This window comes from Pseudoalteromonas sp. S2893, assembly GCF_005887105.1.
GTDB classification, from domain to species: domain Bacteria; phylum Pseudomonadota; class Gammaproteobacteria; order Enterobacterales; family Alteromonadaceae; genus Pseudoalteromonas; species Pseudoalteromonas atlantica.
Map to the genome: position 1 here is coordinate 155,598 of NZ_PNCY01000005.1, position 20,564 is coordinate 176,161.

The following is a 20,564-nucleotide window of genomic DNA, read 5'->3' on the forward strand; positions in this document are numbered from 1 at the left end:
AAATTACACTAAATTATCGACATCAATATTGTGTTTTTTTATTAACTTATAAAAATCCGAACGATTACGTTTGGCAAGCTTTGCGCCTTCGGCTACGTTACCGCCGGCCATTTTGAGGGTGTTTATTACATAATCGCGCTCAAACTCCTTTTTGGCATCATTTAGAGAAAGCGGCTCTGCACTGGCTTGGTTTGAGTTAAGTGCGTTTAACACTAAGTGCGCAGAAATTACCTCGCTGGCGCTCAATGCGACCACTTGCTCTACAACATTTTGTAACTGGCGTATATTTCCAGGCCAGTCGTAACGTACTAGTGCATGCATGGCATCGTTTGCAAAGCGCTTTTCTTTTTGGTTCATACGTTTAGCAATACTTGCGCTAAAGTGCTGAGCAAGCAGGCTTATGTCTTCTCGGCGCTCACACAGCGGCGGTAATTTTAAATTAACAACATTTAGGCGGTAGTATAAATCTTCCCTAAATTGTTGATTGCTAATCGCATCGGGTAAATTTTTGTGAGTGGCCGATACAATGCGCACATCAATAGGAATTTCTTCTTGAAAGCCCACCGGGCGTATGGTTTTTTCTTGTAGTACACGCAGTAACTTAACTTGTAAATTAAGCGGCATATCGCCAATTTCATCTAGAAATAAGGTGCCGCCTTGAGCTTGCTGAAACAAACCTTGGTGATCTTTCACCGCCCCTGTAAATGCGCCTTTTTTATGGCCAAATAATTCTGACTCTAAAAGCTCCCCAGGCACTGCGCCACAGTTAATGGCCACAAAAGGTCCTTCGCTTACATGGCTGTGTTGATGAATCGCCTGAGCCAGCAGCTCCTTACCTGTGCCGCTGGCGCCTGAAATAAGTACATTTACTTGGGTTGGCCCCAGTAACTTTACTTGCTCAAGGAGGTGCAACATAGCGCCACTGCGCGTTACTATATTGCTTTTTTGGGGCGATTCTTCTGCGTTTACGCCATGTATTTCAATGGCTTTGGCTAGGCTGTCAAACAGCTCGTCTTTATCTACCGGTTTTGTGATAAACGCAAAAATACCTTGTTTTGTCGCCTCCACCGCATCGGGTATAGAGCCATGCGCTGTCATCATTATAACTGGCAGCGCTGGGTAGCGGCTTTGTAATTGGCGATGTAAGGCCATACCGTCCATTTCGTCCATACGCAGGTCTGTTATAACTGCATCAAACACTTGGTTTTTAAGAATTTGCAATGCAAGTATGCCGCTTTCACAGGTTGTTACGTCATACCCTTTAGACTCGATTCTTAGCGCGAGTAATTTAAGTAAACTTGCATCGTCATCAACGAGTAATACTTTTGCACCTTGTGGTGTGTGTGTTGCCATAATTACTGCTCCTTAGTGTCTTCGCGTAGTAACAGCTGCTGCTCTATGGTGGCTAAAGACGATAACGTTTGCTGCATTTTGTCATTTAACGCCTGCTGCTCTTTTAGGGCATTTATCTGCCGAGTAACATGCTGCTTTTGAAGCCATAAATATTGTTTTATTGGCTCAGGCCAGAAGTAGGCTAAATCGAGTTTTTGTAATCGTGTCATCACCTCCTCTGGTGCACTTGAGGTGTTAACACACATGAATTTAAAAAAACGTTTTAGCTCTTTTTCACCTAAATAAGTATGTAGGCTTGGCTTTACTTTAAAACCGCCACATTGATTAGCATGCCATGCAACAACACGTTCTGCGCTGGGGTAAACGGGGTCACTTTTAGGGCGCTTTTTAGGATTTGGCACCGCATTTTTTGCAGGATCAACCTCCTGCGACACTGCTGCTGGTTGTGTGTTATTTGTTTCACACCCAGCTAAAACAACCGTACTACTGAGCACACATAAAATAGCTATTAAACGCGTACGCATGCTATTAAACTCCTTGATTAATTAAAGGTATTTTTATTGTAAATAAGCAGCCTTGGGGCTGGTTATGTTCAACACTAAGCTGGCCTTGTAACTGCTCAACCGACTCTTTCACTATGGTTAAACCTAAGCCACTGCCTTGCAGCGTAACATCTTTATTATGCTTGCCTTGGTAAAATGCGCTGAATATCTGGGTTTTTTCTTGCTCTTTAATACCACAGCCTTCGTCGCGCACTTGTATTGTTAGTAGCTTTTGCTCAAGTGCTAAGGTTACATCAACACTTTGTCCTGTATTTGAAAATTTTAACGCATTAGAAATGAGCTGAATGAGGGTCATTTCTATCAGCTCTGCGGGTAATGCAAGTGGCTGTTTTGTTATGCTGTTGTGCCAATTTAAGCGTTGCTGCTTAGCCGTTAAGCGGTGCTCAAAATGGCTGTTTATTTTATTTATTAAATTGCCAAATTCGACTTCGCTAACGCTGTCTTTACTGGTTCTGATAGCGTTATAACTAAGTAGACTGTCAATCATAGTGCGCAAACGCACCATAGATTGGCTAATAAGCTCAAGCACAGCTTGCTGCTCTTTTGTAATGGGGCCGACTATTTCATCGCTAAGTAAATCGGTACCCTCGACCATTGAAGCCAACGGCGTTTTAAGCTCGTGGGTTACATGGCGTAAAAAGGTATCTTTTTGTTGCTCAAGCATATGTAGCTGCTCTTGCACCCATTGTAGTTTTTCGCCTAATTCCACCAGCTCACTTGAGCCTTGCACTGCAATTTTTTGCTGCCAGTGGCCTTGCCCTAGTTTATCTATTACCGACGTAAGCCCTTTTAAGCGCTTACTTATGCGCCATAAAAAGCCTCCACCAACTAGTAAAGTAAGTGGAATAAGCGCCACTAACCAGTTGATAAACGAGCTTTGTAAAGTACTTAATTCGCTTTGGTTGTTTTGAATTTGCGCTGCATTCGTATCGCGCAACCACACCGTAAGCTCTGCTACTAAATCGCTAATAGGCACAAACAATGCAGCATCTTGTTGGTTGTTTTCAATTAAAGCTTGATGAGTACTACGCAATGTTGTTGCTAAGCGGCGCCACTGCATAGTGTATTGCTGTGTGGCACTAGCTTGGCTGAGCGTGTCGATTGTTTGTAAGGAGGATTGCCATTTTTCGTTTATTAACGTGTCGAGCGACTCGCTTTTTAACACCCAGTTTTGTCGCGTTGCCCGCTCTAGGCTATTAAGCTCTTGCTTTAAAAAATTAAACGACTTAGTAACTTGGTAATTATTACTGACAATAAGCTGAGTAACAGCGAGCTGCTTGTTTAACGCATTTAAAAAAACAATAACCACTAAACTAAGCGGCAGTAACGACAGCAGCATACTAATTATAAACTGACCTATTAAGTTAGGCCGCCAATTAAGCATTGCACGATACTTTTTAGCCAACGTTACAGGCATTATCATTTCCTTTTATTATTTTAAGCGCCCTATTTTAGTTACTTACCTTATACTCTCGCTGAATCAACTTCTATATTTAACCCAATATATCCACCTGTTGCCATTTAGCAACACACTAAGCTATTGATAACTATATCAACGACTAATAGCACGTTCCGCCTGTTGCAAAAATAACACACATTTAAGTAAAAAATTCCGACTAGCGCCCCTCAAACAATATAAACCATTGATTTTAAAAATTTATTTAAATTGGCACCATTTTTGTAATAGTGAGTGCAACTTTAATCAATAAGGAAATTAAATGAACAACCGCTTTTTAGTAATTTTACCCATGCTGGCTTTTGGGTTTATGGGCACAGATGCAATAGCTATGGACGTTCAAGCTACATTTAATGAGCTAGATAAAGACAGTAACGGCACACTTAGCGAATCAGAAGCGGGTGAAGATGCCGTACTACACGAAAACTTTTCACAAATAGACACTAACCAAGATGGCCAGTTGTCGCTAAGTGAATTCAAAAAGTTTATTCAGTAAATTCATTTAATTAGGGAACATGATTATGAAACAACTTATCGCAGCATTTGCATTAATGTTTTTAGCCATTAGCGCCACGGCTTTAGCCTCTTCTGTCAACATTCGCTTTGCTCATTTAGACAAAGATATGGATGGGGCAGTATCGCTTGCAGAAGCCAAACAAGATAAAGAAGTAATGAGACAATTTGCCGATTTAGACGAAAACCAAGACAAGAAAATTTCTAAAGAAGAGTTTCAAAATTTTAAACCTTAATTTTGATTAAGCGCTTTAATTACAAACTCAATAGTAACGATGTTTAAATCTTTTTCTCTGGCTAGAAATTTTAAGCCGTTAGCGCTAAAACGAGCTGCTTAAAATAGATTTATTATCCACAGCTGAAGTTAATTAAGTTTTACTTAAGCTTTTACCTAGTAAGGTAGGTTTCAAAAGCATTTGCCATAATCCCTGAGGGAATGTGTAAACGGATTTAATGTTGGGAAGTTAAATTATGGCAAGTGCTTTTTTTATTAATCTACAAACACTGTATGTTGGAAGGAAAACCATGAAGTGTGTTTTTTTTAGTGTTATCGCTATTACCATGATCAGCTTTAATGCTGTTGCGTTAGATGTTAAACAACGTTTTGATCACCTTGATGCCAATAAAAGCGGCTTCTTAACAGAAGACGAATTAGAGCCACAGCCTCAGCTACTCAGCACCTTTACTCGTTGGGATAAAAACCAAGACAAACAAATCTCGCTTCTTGAGTTTAAAGACTATTTAACCAATAACCTTTACTGAGTATAAGTATGAAGACTGTAAGCTATTTAGCGCTTGTTGCGCTGGGCCTTTTTAGCAATGTAAGCCTTGGCCAAAGTACAGAAGTTGCCGATAAATTTGAAAAGTTTGACCGTAACCACGATGGCTTTTTAACCCGTTCAGAAACCGCCATTGACCCCGCCCTTTGGTCGCGTTTTTCAAGTTATGATAAAGATAAAGACGGCAGACTTACCCTTTCGGAATATGGCATATACGCCAGTAAGTAACTCTTTTTTATAAGCGTAAGCGCTAAATTTTTAACAGCCCTTACGCTTTTAAGCTATCTACCTCAACATATTGGTATTCTAAAAGTGAGTTTGCTAGTGTTATTTTACTAACAATAAAAAATAACCAACTTATGCAACTCAAAAAACTATTTAACCCACTACTGCTTGCCGGCTTATTTGTAAGCAGCACTGCGATTGCGCAAACGCAGGTCATTTACAACGCTAATGGTTACACACCCTTATACCAAGGTGGTATACAAACGTTTTCTACTTTAGTGATTAAAAACGGTAAAGTTGTTAAAACTGGAGATGATACGCTTAAAAACACTTTTCCTGATGCCACACTTATTGATGCCAAAGGTAATACGTTACTGCCAGGGTTGATTGACGCTCACGGGCATGTAATTGGCCTTGGTGATAACTTATCGCAACTTGATGTACGCGGCGCTAAATCGGTCGCTGAAATAACCACAAAGCTAGAACAATTTGCGAAAAATAAACAAGGCTGGATATTAGGGCGAGGCTGGAACCAAGAGCTGTGGAGCGACACGCGCTTTCCTACCGCCAAAGACTTAGACAAAGTAGTCAATGACCGTCCAGTGGTACTTTCGCGCGTTGACAGCCATGCAATTTGGGTTAACAGCAAAGCCTTAGAGCTGGCCGGTATTACCGCAGCCACTCAAGCCCCTGACGGCGGTGAGATTATTAAAGATGAATTTGGGAATCCAACCGGTATTTTTGTTGATAAGGCCGAGTCGTTAATTACCCAGCATATGAGCGCTCCTTCTAAACAAGCTATAAGCGACTCGTTAGATGCCGCAGGCGCGCACTTATTAAGCTTAGGCATTACCTCTACTCACGATGCTGGTATTGATAAAACCACCTGGGAAGTTTACAAAGAGCGCAGCGAGCAAGGTAATTTGCCACTAAGAATAGTCGCCATGCTAAGTGCTGCTAGCCCCGATTTAAAGCACATGCTTAAGGCAGGGCGCTATCAAGATGCAGCATCGTTTATGTCTATCCGCAGTGTAAAAGTATATGCCGATGGCGCATTAGGCTCGCGCGGGGCTGCGCTAATTGATGACTACGCAGATAGAAAAAATCACCACGGCCTAATGCTAGAAACCCAAGCTAAGCTTGAAGAATTATTTACTTTAAGCTTTAAAAATGGCTTTAGCGCTAACACCCATGCAATTGGTGATAAGGCAAATAAAGTGGTACTTGATGCGTATCAAAACGTGTTTAAGCAAACGGGTGGTATGTTACTGCGTAACCGTATTGAACACGCGCAAATAGTCACCCCTGATGATATTCCACGTTTTAAAGCTCTTAAAATCATTCCATCTATGCAGCCTGTGCATGCCACCTCAGATATGCATATGGCTCAGCAGCGCTTAACCGATAACCAATTACAAGGCGCATATGCATGGCAAACATTTTTAAAGCAAGGCTCTGTGATTGCAGCAGGCTCTGATTACCCAGTAGAGCTGGCAAACCCTTTTGATGGCTTGTATTCAGCCATTACCCGTATGGATCATAATATGCTGCCTGAGAACGGCTGGCGCGCAAGCGAAGTGCTAAGCCGCGAACAAGCCCTAAGAGCGTTTACCCTCGGCGGAGCGTATGCAGCGCATCAAGAGTTTAAAATAGGCAGCTTAGAAAACGGAAAATGGGCAGACTTTATTTTAATAGACAAAGACTATTTTAAAGCCCCTGTCGATGAGATTTATAAAACACAGGTTTTACAAACTTGGGTAGCTGGAGAATTACGCTATGAAAAAGAAATCGAAGAAGAGAAAATAGATTAAGCCTAAAAAAGGGAATGCTTATGCATTCCCTTTTTCAATATTAACTTTAGGCTGTCGGTAGAGCTTTATAATATGGTACATATTTACCAGCGCTAATAAGCCATTAGTAAACGCAACAGGCACTGCACCAATAGCCACACCGTAAATAGTAAATACAATACAACCAAACATATTATACCAACGCAGTTTTACTACATCGGTCATTGTTAACGATGCAACCAAGAAAGCTGATGCAATATAACCTAAATATTCCCAACTCAATTGTTCTCTCCTACCCTTTAGGTTAGCATTACGCTAATGCTAACGTGTGGCACTTGTCAGTGTTACAACGTTTAATACCAATGCGCAATAATACTCAATCATTTTGTGGGGCTAAACGTGTCGCTACCTGCGTTAAAAAATGCTCATTTACGACTGCATGGATGCAGAAGCAATTGCCGAGAACGACTAAATAGCGATTTTTTGCCTAGCTATCAACACGTTTTCCTAGCCTTAAAATTGATCACTTAATTAGGCGATTGGTATAAAATAAAAAAACTAACTTGCTTAAAAAACCTTAAAAAGTATATTGGTTGTAGCCAATAGCTTCCTAAATCATTACACGGGAAATGAAGGTATTACGTACTTAGCAAGGCTAAATACACTAGCAAGTTAGCGTAAATTCTTAGAGCCTTAATAATATCGTCATTAAGGTGTAATAAATAGGACAATTGTCCGAAGAGCATATTGATGTTTCAATACCATTTTTCTAGTTACCTTGTTGAACAATTACTCACTTTTGCAGGGAGTAGCTATCAACAATCAAAAAAAGAAGTGCTGATCCACCAAGATCAACCACTTAGTAAACTTGTGCTGGTGCGCAGCGGTACTATTTCATTTAGTTATGATGTAGGTAACGGACGCCGCCTATTATTGGGCCAATTAGATTGCAACAACACCCTAATTGGTGAAATAGAAGCATTAAACAATAACCCATGTATTTATACGGTCACCTGTTTTAGCGATGTAACCTATAATTTAATAGAGCTTCGCCACTGGCGAGCATTACTACTCGAAAAGCCAGAGCTGAGCTTATATACCGCGCAAACCATTGCGGCTAAGTTTCAAGAAAACCAAAAAATTAATTTAGATAAGTTACTGCTGCCTTTAAGCTACAACATAGCTAAAGACTGCTTACTACGAGCCGAGAACAATAACCCAACGCTACTGCGCGCATACCCAACCGTTAACGCCGAAGCAGAGCGCTTTGCAACCACTGAGCGAGCTTATCGCCGCGTAGTTACCGAACTTGTTGAAAAAGGCTTAGTGCAGCGCAGCTCCCATGGGCTAAAAGCGGTCGATACGCAAAGTTTAAGTGATTATGTAGACAGTTTTGCGCAGCTGTAAAAAAATCAGAGACACAAAAAAAAGGCCGTAATGGCCTTTTTTAGTTTTTGTGGTATTTATTAGCACTGTGCTATAGCAATCATTTATTTAAAACGAGTACACAAACATGCCCCCGCGCAAATAAACTCCTACTTAACGCTTAGGCAATTACTTATCTAATAAAATATCTTGGATATTTACTAAATCAGATTTACCTTCAATTATTTCATCTGGCGTTAAACCCGATAACTCATGCGGGAACACTAACCACTCTTCTGACTCATGAATAAAGTAATCTGGCACCATCTCTACTTTTGAGTTTTTAGGCTTATAGTACGGACATGCCACACGAATATCGCGTGGTAAGTTTAAGCGCATAAGCTCAGAAAGCTTTTCTTTTAGTGCAAATATACTGCGGCCCGAATCAAACACATCATCAACAATAAGCAGTGAGTCACCTGCATTAGCGTTTTCTACAATGTAGTGTAGGCCGTGTACTTTTATTTCTTTAGATTGCTTGCCAATACCGTAATAAGACGACGTACGCACCGCAATGTGATCAGTCTCAATGCCTTTGTAATCGTAGTATTCTTGCACAGCAATACCAATAGGTGCACCACCTCGCCAAATACCAATTATAAAGTCTGGACGAAAGCCATCTTTATAAACTTGTGCCGCTACGCGGAATGAATCTTCAAGTAGCTGTTGAGCTGTGATGTAGCACTTATCTGACATAGTTTAGAACCCCAGTGGTGAGTATAACATTTGAGTGTAGGCACTTTAGCCAATAATTAAACACCCAAACAGGTATTGGCGAAGGATTTTACCGTAAATAAAAATAAATTGCTTGCCTGCAAATAGCAAAATAGGCACCAATTGGTGCCTATTTTATGTATTAAACGCCTAGTTACGTACTATTAAGCTTTTTCTAACAATGTACGTGCCACTGTTCGCATACCTTGCGTAGTTGCACCTGCAGCCCATTGGCTAGTGCTACCCATATTAAATGCTGCAGCTAAATCAATGTGTATCCAACCTTTACCACCATTTGGTACAAAGCGAGATAAAAAGCCTGCTGCATTTGATGCGCCGCCGTAACCACCACCTTTTTGAGCGCGGCTATTTGCCGTATCAGCATATGGAGATGGGCAGTTTTGCTGGTGCCATTTTTCAAGCGGAAGAGGCCATGCAGCTTCCATTTCTTGCGATGCAAAGTCTTCTACTTCGCGTACCAGCTCTTTATCCAGGGCAAATAATGCGTTGTACTCTTGCCCTACAGCAACGAGTGCAGCACCGGTTAGTGTTGCCGCATCGATAATTAGCTCTGCGCCAGTTTCGCCTGCAGCCATTAGGCCATCGGCAAGCACTAAACGCCCTTCAGCATCGGTGTTTACAATTTCAACGGTTGTGCCATTTTTGTAGGTTAAAATATCACCTAGTTTGTAAGCGTGGCCCGAAATTAAGTTCTCTGCACAGCATAAAAATAGCTTAATGCGTTTTTCTATACCGCGATTAATAGCCAGTGCTAAACCCGCTGTTACCGTTGCCGCGCCCCCCATGTCGCACTTCATTCCTAGCATACCTTCGCTAGATTTAATTGAGTAACCGCCAGAGTCAAACGTAATACCTTTACCTACAAGTGCTGCGCTTACCGGCGCGTTTTCATCGCCTGTTGGGTTGTAATCAAGCTCAAGTAAAACAGGTGGGCGCTCAGAGCCACGGCCTACAGCATGAATACCAATCCACTGTTGCTCTAATAACGCATCGCCTTTAATAATTTGGTAGCTTACATGTTCAGGCGCTAACGATTGAATAAATTCGGCGGCTTTTTCAGCAAGGCTCTCAGGGTAAATGTCATCGGCTGTGCCGTTTACCATTTCTCGTGCCCACGTAGCTGAGGCTTTTAAATGCGCAAGCTCGTTTAGATCTGATTGTGCGTTATCAACAAATTCAACACCATGTAATGATTTAGGTGTTACAAACCCTTGGTAAAAAGCCCATTGGCTTTCTGTGCACCATGTATCGCCCGCAAGCTCAACCTGTTTAACTCCTTGGCTTGCAATTGTTCGCGCCGCTTTTTGAACATTTTTTAATGTTTCTTGCTCAGATAAATGAACCGTTGCGCCTTGCTCGTTAAAAGACAACGCCGCGTTTTCGCCCCAATGGCTTGGTGCTGCTTGCTCGCTTAGTTGAACAACAAATTTTTCACTCATGTTAGAATACCCTTACACTTAAATGTGTCACCGAGTTTACTATAGTGAGTACAAGTTCCCAACAGCTTGAGATAAATAACATAAACCAACGCATCTGCAGCGTTTAGCATTGGAATTTAAATGAAATACACCCCAGTTTTACAGCCCGCCTCGTTATTAAAACGCTATAAACGCTTTTTAGCCGATCTCCAACTTAACGATGGAACTGAATTTACCGCCCACTGCGCCAACACCGGTAAAATGACAGGTTGCGCAGAGCCAGGTTTTAGCGCTTTTTATTCAACCAGCGATAACAGTAAACGAAAATATCCTCAGTCGTTAGAGCTCACTCAAAACTCCCTCTCGCAATTAATATGCGTTAATACCGCCGTGGCAAATAAAGTGGTCGAAGAGGCTATCAACAACCAGGTTATTACAGAGCTTAACGGCTACGAGCAGCTTCAAAGTGAAGTAAAATACGGCAGCGAAAACAGCCGTATCGACTTTTTACTCACCAGTGACAATAAACCCGCTTGCTATGTAGAGGTAAAGTCAGTCACCTTGTTAAGCGAAACCGCACCACAAAGTGGGCAAGGCTACTTTCCGGATGCGCAAACCGTGCGTGGGCAAAAACACATTCGCGAATTAATAGAAATGATCGAACAAGGCCACCGCGCAGTATTACTGTTCGCTGTTTTGCACCAAGGTATTAATACGGTGAGTGCAGCAAGCCACATAGATAAAAAATACAGCGACTTATTAAACCACGCGATTAAAAAAGGCGTGGAGGTATACGCTTATAAGGCATCTATTTCACCAAATGAAGTAACGCTTAGTGAGAAAGTGGCCTTTAAATAAAAAATTTAACTTGCTTTTAAACTTTATGCCCATATAACTAGGCAAGTTTAAATACCGAAATAACGATTAATAAAGCATCAAAATTAAAATATGAGCCTTTTTAGTCAACACACTGGTTGAAGCTAATTCGATTAATTAAAAAATAAATTTGCCTAGGGTATAAGATTCTGCTATTTATACCGCCGGCTAATGCTGAGGCATTAAATTAAGGATTTAGGAGAGAGTTATGCCAGACCAACAAAGACATGGTTTATTGGCTCAAGCCGGTTTAGAACCATACCAAGAAAAGCCGGGCGAAGAGTATATGAATGAAGCACAACGTGCTCATTTTAAAGCGATTTTAGAAGCGTGGCGTAACGACTTACGTAATGAAGTTGACCGCACGAAATCGCATATGCAAGACGAAGCTGCCAACTTTCCTGATCCAGTTGACCGCGCTGCGCAAGAAGAAGAGTTCTCTTTAGAACTTCGTACTCGCGACCGCGAACGTAAACTGATCAAAAAAATTGAAAAAACAATTATCTTAATTAAAGAAGATGATTTTGGCTTTTGTGAGTCATGCGGAATCGAAATTGGTATTCGTCGTTTAGAGGCGCGTCCAACTGCAGATTTATGCGTAGACTGTAAAACCCTTGCAGAAATTAAAGAAAAACAAGCTGGGCGCGGTTAATTAAAATTAGTTAACTATGCCTCCTACAGCCGTTACCACGCCAAAGCGTGACTATCGCGGTCGATTTGCACCGTCTCCTTCTGGGCCACTTCACTTTGGCTCACTTGTGGCGGCTGTGGGCAGCTACCTTGATGCTAAAGTAAATCAGGGTAAATGGTTAGTGCGCATTGAAGATATAGACACCACCCGCGTGGTTAAAAATGCCGACACCCATATTCTAAATACCTTACAAGCCTACGGCCTTTACTGGGACGAATCCGTTGTTTATCAAACTCAGCGCCTACCTCTTTATCAAGAGGTAACAAATAAGCTGATCCACCAACAATGTGTATATGGTTGTCGCTGTTCTCGCAAACAAATAAAAGCCATGGGTGGCATTTACCAAGGTCACTGCAAAACGCTTAACTTATCAACAGAGCAAGGCGCACTTCGTCTTAGCCAACAGCACCCAACATGCCATTTTAACGATTTGATTCAAGGCGATATTACTGTAAATAGTGCATTAGCCCATGAAGATTACATAATAAAGCGCAGTGACGGATTATTTGCCTACCAACTAGTGGTGGTTATTGATGACATTGAGCAAGGTATTAATCGTGTGGTACGTGGCGCCGATTTAATCGAGCCTACAGCACGGCAAATCAGCTTATTTAAACAGCTTAATGCGCCCATTCCCCAATACGCACATTTACCCCTTGCGGTGGCCGAGCCTGGTTTTAAACTCTCTAAACAAAATTATGCGCCCGCTATTAGCACAGACAACCCAAAACCTGCGCTTATTGATGCGTTTGAATTTTTAAACTTACCTGTGCATAGCCAATTGAATGATTTGTCTGTGGAGCAATTAATGGCGTGGGCTATTAACGAATTTAGCTTAACAGCGGTGCCAAACATACCCGAAATTCAAATTTCGCAAGGTCAGCATCCAAACAGCACTAAATTTACGCATTTAAGCAAATAAAAAACTTAAAAACGGCTTAATTTCAGTCCATCAACTTAATTTTTATACCGCGCTGGTATATGATAGCCGCCTAAATAGAGGCTATTTACAATAAATACAAAGCACCGCACTATAATACCTAATTTATGTGCTTTTTGATTGCGATGACCAGCCAATCATCATTTCTGTAGGAGACAGATTATTATTTCCAAGCTTTTTCAATTTTGCAGGCAAATAATCGGCCCAAATGCCGATGTGCAAAGCACTCACACAAGTGATGAACCGGTTGTTGTAACACGCGGCGAACATGGTATTTCACGTAAACAATTTAGCCCAAATGCAATCAAAGTACTTTACCGTTTAAAAGACGGTGGTTACGACGCTTACCTTGTAGGTGGTTGTATTCGCGATATATTGTTAGGTCAACAACCAAAAGACTTTGACGTTGTTACCAATGCCACCCCAGAGCAAGTTAAAAAACTATTTAGAAATTGCCGCCTAATTGGTCGTCGTTTTCGCTTAGCACATATTGTTTTTGGTCGCGAAATTATAGAAGTAGCCACCATGCGCGGGCACCACGAAGCGCAAGAAGACAAAAACCAAATTAGCCAATCAAGCGAGCACGGGCAGTTACTGCGCGATAACGTGTTTGGTAGCATTGAAGAAGACGCCGAGCGCCGTGATTTTTCTATCAACGCGCTGTATTACTCTATTAACGATTTTTGTATATACGATTACGCCAATGGCTTAGCGGCTATACAAGCAAAACAAATTGAGTTAATTGGCGACCCAGAAACACGCTACCGCGAAGACCCTGTACGTATGCTACGTGCGGTACGCTTTGCAACTAAGCTTGATATGAGCATAGCGCCAAAAAGCGAAAAGCCAATTACTGCGCTTGCCAGCCTACTTGATAACATTCCGCCAGCGCGTTTATTTGAAGAAGTTCTAAAGCTGTTTTTAAACGGTAAAGCCGAAGCTAACTATTTAATGCTACGCCAATACGGCTTATTTAAGTCGTTATTTCCGGTGCTTGATAAAATTTTAGATAAAAACCCTGACGGCTTAGAAGCTGCGTTTATTCAGCAAATGTTTCAAAACACCGATAAACGCATTAATGCAGATAAAAAAGTAACGCCTGCGTTTATATTTGCTGCTTTAATGTGGTTTCCGCTGCTTGAGCGCACAACTAAAATTAAACAACAAGAACAGCTGTCTTACTTTGATGCCTTTGCTCAAGCCATGAATAAAGTACTGAGCGAAAATGCCCAGCATATAGCAGTACCTAAACGCTTTACCTTAGGCGCACGCGACATTTGGCATATACAGCAACGTTTAGATAAACGTGCCGGCCAACGCGCTTACAGACTTACCCAGCAGCCACGATTTAAAGCCGCTTATGACTTTTTATTATTACGAGTGGATGCCGGTGAGCACCAACATAGTGAGCTTGCCCAGTGGTGGACACAATACTTGAGCCTAGATATTAATGGCCAAAAAGAAATGGTAAAAAACCTAGGCCACCAAGGTGGACCAAAACCACGTAAACGTCCGCGCCGTCGCACCACTAAAAAGCCAGCTGAGTAATTGCATGCAGTGTGTATATTTGGGTTTAGGTGCCAACCTAAACTCACCCAAAGAGCAGCTTAATAACGCCGTTTGTGCGCTTAAAAAGCTGCCTCATTGTGAATTTATAAGTGTATCGCATTACTATGCAAGCAAACCAATGGGCCCACAAGATCAACCCGACTATGTAAATGCCGTAGCGTGTATTAAAACCGCGCTTGAACCTGAGCAATTACTTGATTTAACTCAAGCCATAGAGCTTGAACATGGACGGGTAAGAAAAGCCGAACGTTGGGGGCCGCGTACGCTCGATATAGATACCTTACTGTTTGGTCAGCAAGTGATTAATACCCAGCGCTTAACTGTGCCACATTATGGCCTGTGCGAACGTGAGTTTGTAGTTTACCCTTTACTTGAGCTTGCCCCAGAACTGATTTTACCAAGCGGCATTGCATTAAAAACCATTGCGCAAGACTTACCGCTCAACGACTTACAACAATTACCTCTGTAATTAACCAAGGCTTATGCCTGCGAGGATATTATGTCTAAAATAACCGTTTCTACTTTAAATAAAATGAAAGCAGAAAATAACAAAATCACCGCATTAACCGCTTACGATGCCAGTTTTGCTAAGTTATTTCATGATAACGGTGTGGACGTTATTTTAGTTGGCGACTCTTTGGGCATGGTGCTGCAAGGTGGCGACGATACCCTAGGCGTAACCAATCAAGATATAGCCTATCATACCCGCTGTGTACGCGGTGGCAGCCGTGAGCTTTTTGTAATAGCCGATATGCCCTTTATGAGCTATTCAAACGTTAGCGACACCTGTAAAAATGCAGCAGAGTTAATGCGTGCAGGCGCTAATATGGTAAAACTTGAAGGCGGTGAATGGCTTTACGACAGCATTAAAAGTTTAACGCAGCAAGGGATTCCTGTTTGTGGCCATTTAGGATTAACGCCGCAATCAGTACACGTATTTGGTGGCTTTAAAATTCAAGGCCGCGAAGACGACAAAGCGCAAAAAATGATTGATGATGCAAAAGCCCTAGAAGCCGCAGGTGCTCAATTATTAGTGCTTGAGTGTATCCCAAGTGCGCTCGCTAAACGCATTACCGATGCCGTCACCATTCCTACCATAGGTATTGGCGCAGGTAATGTAACGGATGGCCAAATACTGGTAATGCACGACTTAGTCGGTATTTCGGCAGGATACATTCCTAAATTTTCTAAAAACTTTTTACTGGAAACTGGCAACATGCCAGATGCAGTTAAAAAATATTGTACAGACGTTAAAAGTGGCGCATTTCCAAGCGCCGAACATGAGTTTAAATAATGCAGTCAATTACTGAAATTAAATCATTACGTAGTCAAATTAAAGCTTGGCGCCAAGCAGGTTTAAGCGTGGCTTTAGTGCCAACCATGGGCAACTTACACCGCGGCCACTTTTCATTGGTTGAAAAGGCAAAAACAATGGCCGATAAGGTGGTTGTGAGTATTTTTGTCAACCCAATGCAATTTGGTGCCAACGAAGACTTAGATAGCTACCCGCGTACATTAAACGAAGACAAACAAGGCTTAGCCGACTTAAACACCGATATTGTGTTTACCCCAAGCGTAGACACCATTTACCCAAATGGGCTTGGTGAGCAAAGCTTTGTAGATGTACCAGGCGTATCTATGGGGTATTGTGGCGGCACGCGCCCAGGACACTTTAGAGGCGTAGCCACGGTAGTGACTAAGTTATTTAATTTAGTACAACCAGATTATGCATGCTTTGGCGAAAAAGACTTTCAGCAGCTGCAAGTGATTAAAACCATGGTACGCGATTTATCAATTCCGGTTGAAATTGTTGGTGTACCGACCATGCGTGAAGTTTCAGGCTTAGCTATGAGCTCGCGAAATGGCTATTTATCTGCAGAGCAAAAAGCCACGGCTACCGCATTATTTAAAACACTAAACAGTTGCGCTGAGCAGCTCAAAGCAGGCAATACCGATTACAAAGCACTTGAGCAAAGCGCACAGCTTAGTTTAGAGCAAGCCGGCTTAAAGCCTGATTATTTTGAGATAGCTCAACGAGATACATTAAAAGCTGCTACACTTGATGATACACAACTTGTTATTTTAGCTGCCGCCTTTTTAGGCAATGTTAGATTAATCGACAACTTACAAGTTGAGATTTAACAAAAGCGCAGTTCAACGTTAAGGATAAGCATGCAAACATTTATTAAAACGAGTGCCCTCGCCCTTTCATTTTCATTGTTAGCAGCTTGCCAAAATCAAGTGAAAAACCCTGAGTTAAACCAATGCGCACAACAAAACTATCAGTGCGAAAATAGTTGCGATCAGCAATCGATTGACAAAGGGTTAAAACAGCAAGTGTGCTCTGCCAAATGTGTAGAGAGCTATAATCAGTGTAAAGCACAAGCGCAAAAGCTGACTGATCTGTAATCGCTTTTTAGTAAGTTAGTCTGTTTTACGCTTTAAAATTTTACACACAAAAAAAACCGCTCATTGAGCGGTTTTTTTATTGGTTGGGTTTAAATTATAAACCTAACTTTTTAAGCTCTGCTTCTACTAACTTAGCAGATAGTGGTACGTAACCATCTTTTTCAACGATTTTTTGACCGTCTTTAGAAAGTACCATTTTTAAGAACTCAGCTTCAATTGGTGAAAGCGGCTTATTAGGGTGCTTGTTCACGTAAACGTATAAGAAACGAGAAAGTGGGTATTTACCTTTAGCAACATTATCAAGCGTTGCATCTACGTAGTTAGTGCCTTTTTTAGATAAAGGAACCGTACGTACACCCGACGTTTTGTAACCAATGCCTGAGTAACCAATCGCGTTTAATGAAGATGAGATTGACTGTACAACAGAGGCTGAACCTGGTTGCTCATTTACGTTGTTACGGAAGTCACCTTTACACAGCGCTTTCTTTTTAAAGTAACCGTAAGTACCTGATACAGAGTTACGTCCGTATAATTGAATGTCTTTTGCAGCCCAGTCGCCCGTTAGGCCAACATCGCTCCAGCGGTTAACTTGCTCAGACGCACCACATTTACGAGTAGATGAAAAAATAGCATCTACTTGGTCAATACGTAAGCCTTCAATTGGGTTATCTTTGTGTACAAATACCGCTAATGCATCAATCGCTACACGCACTTCTGTAGGCTTGTAACCGTAGCGTTTTTCGAACGCTTCGATTTCTTTTGATTTCATTTTACGGCTCATAGGACCCATGTTAGAGGTGCCTTCGGTAAGCGCTGGTGGAGCAGTAGACGAACCTGCCGCTTGAATTTGAATATTTACATTTGGGTAAATACGTTTGTACTCTTCAGCCCAAAAAGTCATCATGTTAGCTAAAGTATCAGAGCCTACAGATGAAAAGTTACCTGAAACGCCGTTAATTTTTTGATATTCAGGAATTGCATCGTCAAGAGCAACAGCCTGTGCAGATACTAATGTTGTAACAGCCACACCCATTGCGGCAACTAAGTTTTTAAATTTCATGCGGGGTTCTCCGATTTGTTCGTCCCATTTCCTAACTGTCGTCTACTGTAAAGTGAGTAGATGACAGTTACATTACTCTTAAATGACACTTTTATGACTTTGGTTTTTATTGCCTTTAACTTGCTAAGTTAACAAGCTTATCCTTTGAAAAGTCGAAAGAAAAACACGAGCCTTTACCAAGCTCACTGCTTATATTTAATTTACTATCGTGGCGTGTAAGCACATGTTTAGTAATTGCTAAGCCTAAACCTGAGCCACCGGTTGTGCGACTCCTTGCTTTATCTACGCGGTAAAAGCGCTCAGTTAAACGATTTATATGCTCTGGTGCAATACCATCGCCATTGTCATTTACACTAAAGTGCGCAAGCCCCTCTTTGCGCTGCCAGGTAACAACAATTTTTCCGCCCGCTTTAGTGTAATGTATAGCGTTAAACACTAAATTAGAAAACGCACTGCGTAGCTCATCTTCAGAGCCTTTAATATCAAGCTCGTTATCTATATCAAAAATAAGCTCATGGCCTTTATCTTGATTTATAGACTGCGCTTCGGTTTTAATGTAGTTGAGCATTTGCGGCACATTAATGGCTTTGTCGTTGTCTTGCCTACGCGCCCCTTCAATACGCGAAAGAGATAAAAGCTGATTAACTAAGCTGTCCATACGCTTACATTGCTCAAGCATGGTATTTTGCGCTTTATTCCACATTGCAGGCGGTGGCATCATATCGCCATCCATCATTTCAAGGTAGCCAGTAACAACCGTAAGCGGCGTACGCAGCTCATGCGATACATTGGCAACAAAGTCTTTGCGCATTTGCTCTAGCTGCTTTAGGCGTGTTACATCACGTACCACCACCATAAGCTGCGTGTTGGCATACGGCATTACCCTAAATTCAAGCACTTGGTCAACAATATGCCCGTTATCAAGCTCTAATGGCTCTTCAAATTCACCGCGCAGCATGTACTTGGCAAATTTAGGTTCGCGTATTAGGTTATCTAGGCGCTGGCCATGATCGGTCGGCCATTGTAGCCCCAATACTTTAAGTGCAAGTTGGTTACACCAGACAATGCTTAAATCACTTTGCAACACCACTACGGCATCGGGTACGGCTTCAGCTCCATCGCGAAAGCGACGAATTAAATCGGCCAGTTCATTGCGTTTTTTACGATTACGGTGCTGTAAATGATAAATGCCTTCAAATACTTGTTCCCACGCACCCTCGCCTTCTGGTGGGTTAAAGCTACGTTGATTTAAAAGCCAATCGCTTAAGCGATAAAGTTGATGATAATGCCAGACTAAAAGAGAAGAAGTGCCTAAAAATAAAAGCAAAAATGGCGCACCAATAAGCACACCAACTAATAACAGGGGTAAAAAATAGATAAACAGACGTTTTACTAACGCCTGTTTATTAATAACTCGATACATACACTCACTTTACCTTTGAGTAGTAATTTATGCGTACTCACACCCTAGCTGCGGTACCTTATAATTTACTAGAAAAACGATAACCTGCACCACGTACTGTTTGTACTAAGCGATCATGCCCCAGCGGTGCAATCGCTTTGCGTAAACGACGTATGTGCACATCAACTGTACGGTCTTCTACGTACACATTAGTTCCCCAAACATGGTCAAGCAGTTGCTCACGGCTATAAACACGCTCTGGGTGAGTCATAAAAAAATGTAATAATCTAAATTCGGTTGGGCCCATATCAAGCTCGCTTCCCTCTGAGGTAACGCGGTGCGATATTGGGTCTAAACGCAAGCCATGTACTTCTATAGCTTCTTCTAATGAGGTAGGCGATACACGGCGAATAACCGCTTTAATACGAGCCATTAACTCTTTAGGTGAAAAAGGTTTAGTGACGTAGTCATCTGCCCCTACTTCTAGGCCGCGTACTTTGTCTTCTTCTTCGCCGCGGGCTGTAAGCATAATGATTGGAATTTGGCGTGTGTATTCACTTTGCTTAAATTGCTTAGCAATTTGAATACCGCTACCGCCTGGTAACATCCAATCGAGTAAAACCATATCTGGGTATGGTTCAACCATAGCTGCAATTGCAGAATCGTAATCTTCTGCTTCAATTGCTTGAAATCCATTTTGCTCTAAAACAAAAACTAACATCTCTCTGATAGGAGCTTCATCATCTACGACTAGTACTTTACGTGACATTCCAAATTATCTCTTACGCTATCGAATTAGTTTTCATTATTATGACTAAGTATGACATTTTTATGAAAGTGTAACGTGTAAATTAAAATCCTGATAAAAAAAACACAAAATAGTGACAAAAAACCTCATTAACGTCATATTTTTAAAACTATTTTGCAAATTACGGTTAATCAAAACATATTTACAAAAAGATGACAGTTTTATTTCTAAGTAGATATTCATGGCGGGATCATTACTTTACTAACACAGTAAAAAACCAGGTACGAAACTGAGTTTGCACTGGAAGATGTCATTACGTGGTTAAAAATAGATCTGTTTTTTACTAAGCAGCCTATAAAAAGATCAGATTTTTACTAAGCCGATCGGGTTTGGGATCACGGTTATACTTAGTCAAACAACTAAGCACCTGATCTATTGTACAAATAAAAAACGATCTGATTGATTGAGCGCCTAACGTGGCGTAAATTTATGCGCTAGTTGGTAAATAAATGATCCGAATGCGGGGCGGTTAGTAAATCAGTGATCCCATTTTATTAAGTTGGTACAACAGTGATCCCAGTACTTTATGGTATAAAAAACCAGCTGGATTAC

The 20,564-nt window shown here is 41.5% G+C and carries 23 protein-coding genes; 14 read left to right on the forward strand and 9 right to left on the reverse strand.

What is annotated here, in order from left to right; genetic code table 11:
* Positions 1–3: 3 nt before the first annotated feature.
* The 3 genes from CWC04_RS02075 to CWC04_RS02085 are packed head-to-tail and all read right to left on the reverse strand — an operon-like array spanning position 4 to position 3,333.
* Positions 4–1,353 (reverse strand): sigma 54-interacting transcriptional regulator, encoded by a 1,350-nt coding sequence (locus CWC04_RS02075; RefSeq protein WP_055252807.1) that lies wholly within the window; start codon positions 1,351–1,353, stop codon positions 4–6.
* A 2-nt stretch (positions 1,354–1,355) separates the two neighbouring features.
* Positions 1,356–1,877 carry a hypothetical protein gene (locus tag CWC04_RS02080; RefSeq protein WP_138684484.1) on the reverse strand — a complete coding sequence of 174 codons (522 nt, stop codon included), beginning with the start codon at positions 1,875–1,877 and terminating at the stop codon, positions 1,356–1,358.
* Positions 1,878–1,881: 4 nt separating this feature from the next.
* Positions 1,882–3,333: a sensor histidine kinase gene (locus CWC04_RS02085; protein ID WP_138684485.1), complete on the reverse strand. Its 1,452-nt coding sequence runs from the start codon at positions 3,331–3,333 to the stop codon at positions 1,882–1,884.
* A gap of 301 nt (positions 3,334–3,634) precedes the next feature.
* Here CWC04_RS02085 and CWC04_RS02090 point away from each other — a divergent pair, with 301 nt between their 5' ends.
* From CWC04_RS02090 to CWC04_RS02110, 5 genes are all read left to right on the forward strand, one after another.
* Positions 3,635–3,868: an EF-hand domain-containing protein gene (locus CWC04_RS02090; protein ID WP_004586103.1), complete on the forward strand. Its 234-nt coding sequence runs from the start codon at positions 3,635–3,637 to the stop codon at positions 3,866–3,868.
* Positions 3,869–3,893: 25 nt separating this feature from the next.
* Positions 3,894–4,121, forward strand: a complete 228-nt coding sequence (locus tag CWC04_RS02095) for an EF-hand domain-containing protein (RefSeq protein WP_004586102.1) — start codon at positions 3,894–3,896, stop codon at positions 4,119–4,121.
* Positions 4,122–4,410: 289 nt separating this feature from the next.
* Positions 4,411–4,647, forward strand: coding sequence for an EF-hand domain-containing protein (locus tag CWC04_RS02100; RefSeq protein WP_024033183.1), 237 nt, complete (start codon positions 4,411–4,413; stop codon positions 4,645–4,647).
* Positions 4,648–4,655: 8 nt separating this feature from the next.
* Positions 4,656–4,892 carry an EF-hand domain-containing protein gene (locus CWC04_RS02105; protein WP_138684486.1) on the forward strand — a complete coding sequence of 79 codons (237 nt, stop codon included), beginning with the start codon at positions 4,656–4,658 and terminating at the stop codon, positions 4,890–4,892.
* A 131-nt stretch (positions 4,893–5,023) separates the two neighbouring features.
* Entirely contained in the window at positions 5,024–6,700 is a 1,677-nt protein-coding gene (locus CWC04_RS02110; RefSeq protein ID WP_138684487.1) for an amidohydrolase, read from the forward strand.
* 18 nt (positions 6,701–6,718) lie between these two features.
* On the opposite strand, the gene CWC04_RS02115 is transcribed toward CWC04_RS02110, so the two are convergent.
* Positions 6,719–6,961, reverse strand: coding sequence for a YgjV family protein (locus CWC04_RS02115; RefSeq protein ID WP_024033185.1), 243 nt, complete (start codon positions 6,959–6,961; stop codon positions 6,719–6,721).
* A gap of 468 nt (positions 6,962–7,429) precedes the next feature.
* Between CWC04_RS02115 and CWC04_RS02120 the strand changes: the two genes are divergently transcribed.
* Complete coding sequence (locus CWC04_RS02120; protein ID WP_004586096.1) at positions 7,430–8,086, forward strand: Crp/Fnr family transcriptional regulator; 657 nt, start codon at positions 7,430–7,432, stop codon at positions 8,084–8,086.
* 147 nt (positions 8,087–8,233) lie between these two features.
* Here CWC04_RS02120 and CWC04_RS02125 read toward each other — a convergent pair whose 3' ends face one another.
* Together CWC04_RS02125 and pepB are read right to left on the reverse strand one after the other, a co-directional pair.
* Positions 8,234–8,800 carry a phosphoribosyltransferase gene (locus tag CWC04_RS02125; protein WP_004586095.1) on the reverse strand — a complete coding sequence of 189 codons (567 nt, stop codon included), beginning with the start codon at positions 8,798–8,800 and terminating at the stop codon, positions 8,234–8,236.
* A 182-nt stretch (positions 8,801–8,982) separates the two neighbouring features.
* Entirely contained in the window at positions 8,983–10,278 is a 1,296-nt protein-coding gene (pepB, locus tag CWC04_RS02130) for an aminopeptidase PepB (RefSeq protein ID WP_138684488.1), read from the reverse strand.
* A 120-nt stretch (positions 10,279–10,398) separates the two neighbouring features.
* Between pepB and sfsA the strand changes: the two genes are divergently transcribed.
* The 8 genes from sfsA (at position 10,399) to CWC04_RS02170 (ending at position 16,742) form a co-directional block, all read left to right on the forward strand.
* A complete protein-coding gene (gene sfsA, locus CWC04_RS02135; protein ID WP_138684489.1) occupies positions 10,399–11,115 on the forward strand; it encodes a DNA/RNA nuclease SfsA in 717 nt (238 codons plus the stop codon).
* A gap of 226 nt (positions 11,116–11,341) precedes the next feature.
* Positions 11,342–11,785, forward strand: a complete 444-nt coding sequence (gene dksA, locus CWC04_RS02140; RefSeq protein ID WP_004586092.1) for an RNA polymerase-binding protein DksA — start codon at positions 11,342–11,344, stop codon at positions 11,783–11,785.
* Between the two features lie 16 nt (positions 11,786–11,801).
* Complete coding sequence (gene gluQRS, locus CWC04_RS02145) at positions 11,802–12,746, forward strand: tRNA glutamyl-Q(34) synthetase GluQRS (protein ID WP_138684490.1); 945 nt, start codon at positions 11,802–11,804, stop codon at positions 12,744–12,746.
* A gap of 234 nt (positions 12,747–12,980) precedes the next feature.
* Positions 12,981–14,312, forward strand: a complete 1,332-nt coding sequence (gene pcnB, locus CWC04_RS02150; RefSeq protein WP_138684491.1) for a polynucleotide adenylyltransferase PcnB — start codon at positions 12,981–12,983, stop codon at positions 14,310–14,312.
* 4 nt (positions 14,313–14,316) lie between these two features.
* Positions 14,317–14,802: a 2-amino-4-hydroxy-6-hydroxymethyldihydropteridine diphosphokinase gene (gene folK, locus CWC04_RS02155; protein WP_138684492.1), complete on the forward strand. Its 486-nt coding sequence runs from the start codon at positions 14,317–14,319 to the stop codon at positions 14,800–14,802.
* Positions 14,803–14,832: 30 nt separating this feature from the next.
* Entirely contained in the window at positions 14,833–15,627 is a 795-nt protein-coding gene (gene panB / locus CWC04_RS02160) for a 3-methyl-2-oxobutanoate hydroxymethyltransferase (RefSeq protein WP_055252800.1), read from the forward strand.
* Entirely contained in the window at positions 15,627–16,475 is an 849-nt protein-coding gene (gene panC, locus CWC04_RS02165; RefSeq protein ID WP_004586087.1) for a pantoate--beta-alanine ligase, read from the forward strand. Before panB ends, panC begins: the two co-directional genes overlap by 1 nt.
* Before the next feature lie 30 nt (positions 16,476–16,505).
* Positions 16,506–16,742: a hypothetical protein gene (locus CWC04_RS02170; RefSeq protein WP_024033192.1), complete on the forward strand. Its 237-nt coding sequence runs from the start codon at positions 16,506–16,508 to the stop codon at positions 16,740–16,742.
* Positions 16,743–16,836: 94 nt separating this feature from the next.
* On the opposite strand, the gene CWC04_RS02175 is transcribed toward CWC04_RS02170, so the two are convergent.
* The 3 genes from CWC04_RS02175 to phoB form a co-directional block, all read right to left on the reverse strand.
* Positions 16,837–17,802, reverse strand: coding sequence for a PstS family phosphate ABC transporter substrate-binding protein (locus tag CWC04_RS02175; RefSeq protein WP_004586085.1), 966 nt, complete (start codon positions 17,800–17,802; stop codon positions 16,837–16,839).
* A 115-nt stretch (positions 17,803–17,917) separates the two neighbouring features.
* A complete protein-coding gene (gene phoR / locus CWC04_RS02180) occupies positions 17,918–19,225 on the reverse strand; it encodes a phosphate regulon sensor histidine kinase PhoR (RefSeq protein ID WP_004586084.1) in 1,308 nt (435 codons plus the stop codon).
* Positions 19,226–19,283: 58 nt separating this feature from the next.
* Positions 19,284–19,973, reverse strand: coding sequence for a phosphate regulon transcriptional regulator PhoB (phoB, locus tag CWC04_RS02185; protein WP_004586083.1), 690 nt, complete (start codon positions 19,971–19,973; stop codon positions 19,284–19,286).
* Positions 19,974–20,564 lie beyond the last annotated feature (591 nt).

Coding starts and splice junctions, on each gene's coding strand:
- CWC04_RS02175 (WP_004586085.1), bottom strand. CDS start 17,802: ATGAAATTTAAAAACTTAGTTGCCGCAATGGGTGTGGCTGTTACAACA.
- panB (WP_055252800.1), top strand. CDS start 14,833: ATGTCTAAAATAACCGTTTCTACTTTAAATAAAATGAAAGCAGAAAAT.
- sfsA (WP_138684489.1), top strand. CDS start 10,399: ATGAAATACACCCCAGTTTTACAGCCCGCCTCGTTATTAAAACGCTAT.
- dksA (WP_004586092.1), top strand. CDS start 11,342: ATGCCAGACCAACAAAGACATGGTTTATTGGCTCAAGCCGGTTTAGAA.
- CWC04_RS02110 (WP_138684487.1), top strand. CDS start 5,024: ATGCAACTCAAAAAACTATTTAACCCACTACTGCTTGCCGGCTTATTT.
- CWC04_RS02080 (WP_138684484.1), bottom strand. CDS start 1,877: ATGCGTACGCGTTTAATAGCTATTTTATGTGTGCTCAGTAGTACGGTT.
- CWC04_RS02100 (WP_024033183.1), top strand. CDS start 4,411: ATGAAGTGTGTTTTTTTTAGTGTTATCGCTATTACCATGATCAGCTTT.
- CWC04_RS02170 (WP_024033192.1), top strand. CDS start 16,506: ATGCAAACATTTATTAAAACGAGTGCCCTCGCCCTTTCATTTTCATTG.
- phoB (WP_004586083.1), bottom strand. CDS start 19,973: ATGTCACGTAAAGTACTAGTCGTAGATGATGAAGCTCCTATCAGAGAG.
- gluQRS (WP_138684490.1), top strand. CDS start 11,802: ATGCCTCCTACAGCCGTTACCACGCCAAAGCGTGACTATCGCGGTCGA.
- folK (WP_138684492.1), top strand. CDS start 14,317: ATGCAGTGTGTATATTTGGGTTTAGGTGCCAACCTAAACTCACCCAAA.
- pepB (WP_138684488.1), bottom strand. CDS start 10,278: ATGAGTGAAAAATTTGTTGTTCAACTAAGCGAGCAAGCAGCACCAAGC.
- CWC04_RS02085 (WP_138684485.1), bottom strand. CDS start 3,333: ATGCCTGTAACGTTGGCTAAAAAGTATCGTGCAATGCTTAATTGGCGG.
- CWC04_RS02120 (WP_004586096.1), top strand. CDS start 7,430: ATGTTTCAATACCATTTTTCTAGTTACCTTGTTGAACAATTACTCACT.
- CWC04_RS02090 (WP_004586103.1), top strand. CDS start 3,635: ATGAACAACCGCTTTTTAGTAATTTTACCCATGCTGGCTTTTGGGTTT.
- CWC04_RS02125 (WP_004586095.1), bottom strand. CDS start 8,800: ATGTCAGATAAGTGCTACATCACAGCTCAACAGCTACTTGAAGATTCA.
- CWC04_RS02075 (WP_055252807.1), bottom strand. CDS start 1,353: ATGGCAACACACACACCACAAGGTGCAAAAGTATTACTCGTTGATGAC.
- phoR (WP_004586084.1), bottom strand. CDS start 19,225: ATGTATCGAGTTATTAATAAACAGGCGTTAGTAAAACGTCTGTTTATC.
- panC (WP_004586087.1), top strand. CDS start 15,627: ATGCAGTCAATTACTGAAATTAAATCATTACGTAGTCAAATTAAAGCT.
- CWC04_RS02105 (WP_138684486.1), top strand. CDS start 4,656: ATGAAGACTGTAAGCTATTTAGCGCTTGTTGCGCTGGGCCTTTTTAGC.
- CWC04_RS02095 (WP_004586102.1), top strand. CDS start 3,894: ATGAAACAACTTATCGCAGCATTTGCATTAATGTTTTTAGCCATTAGC.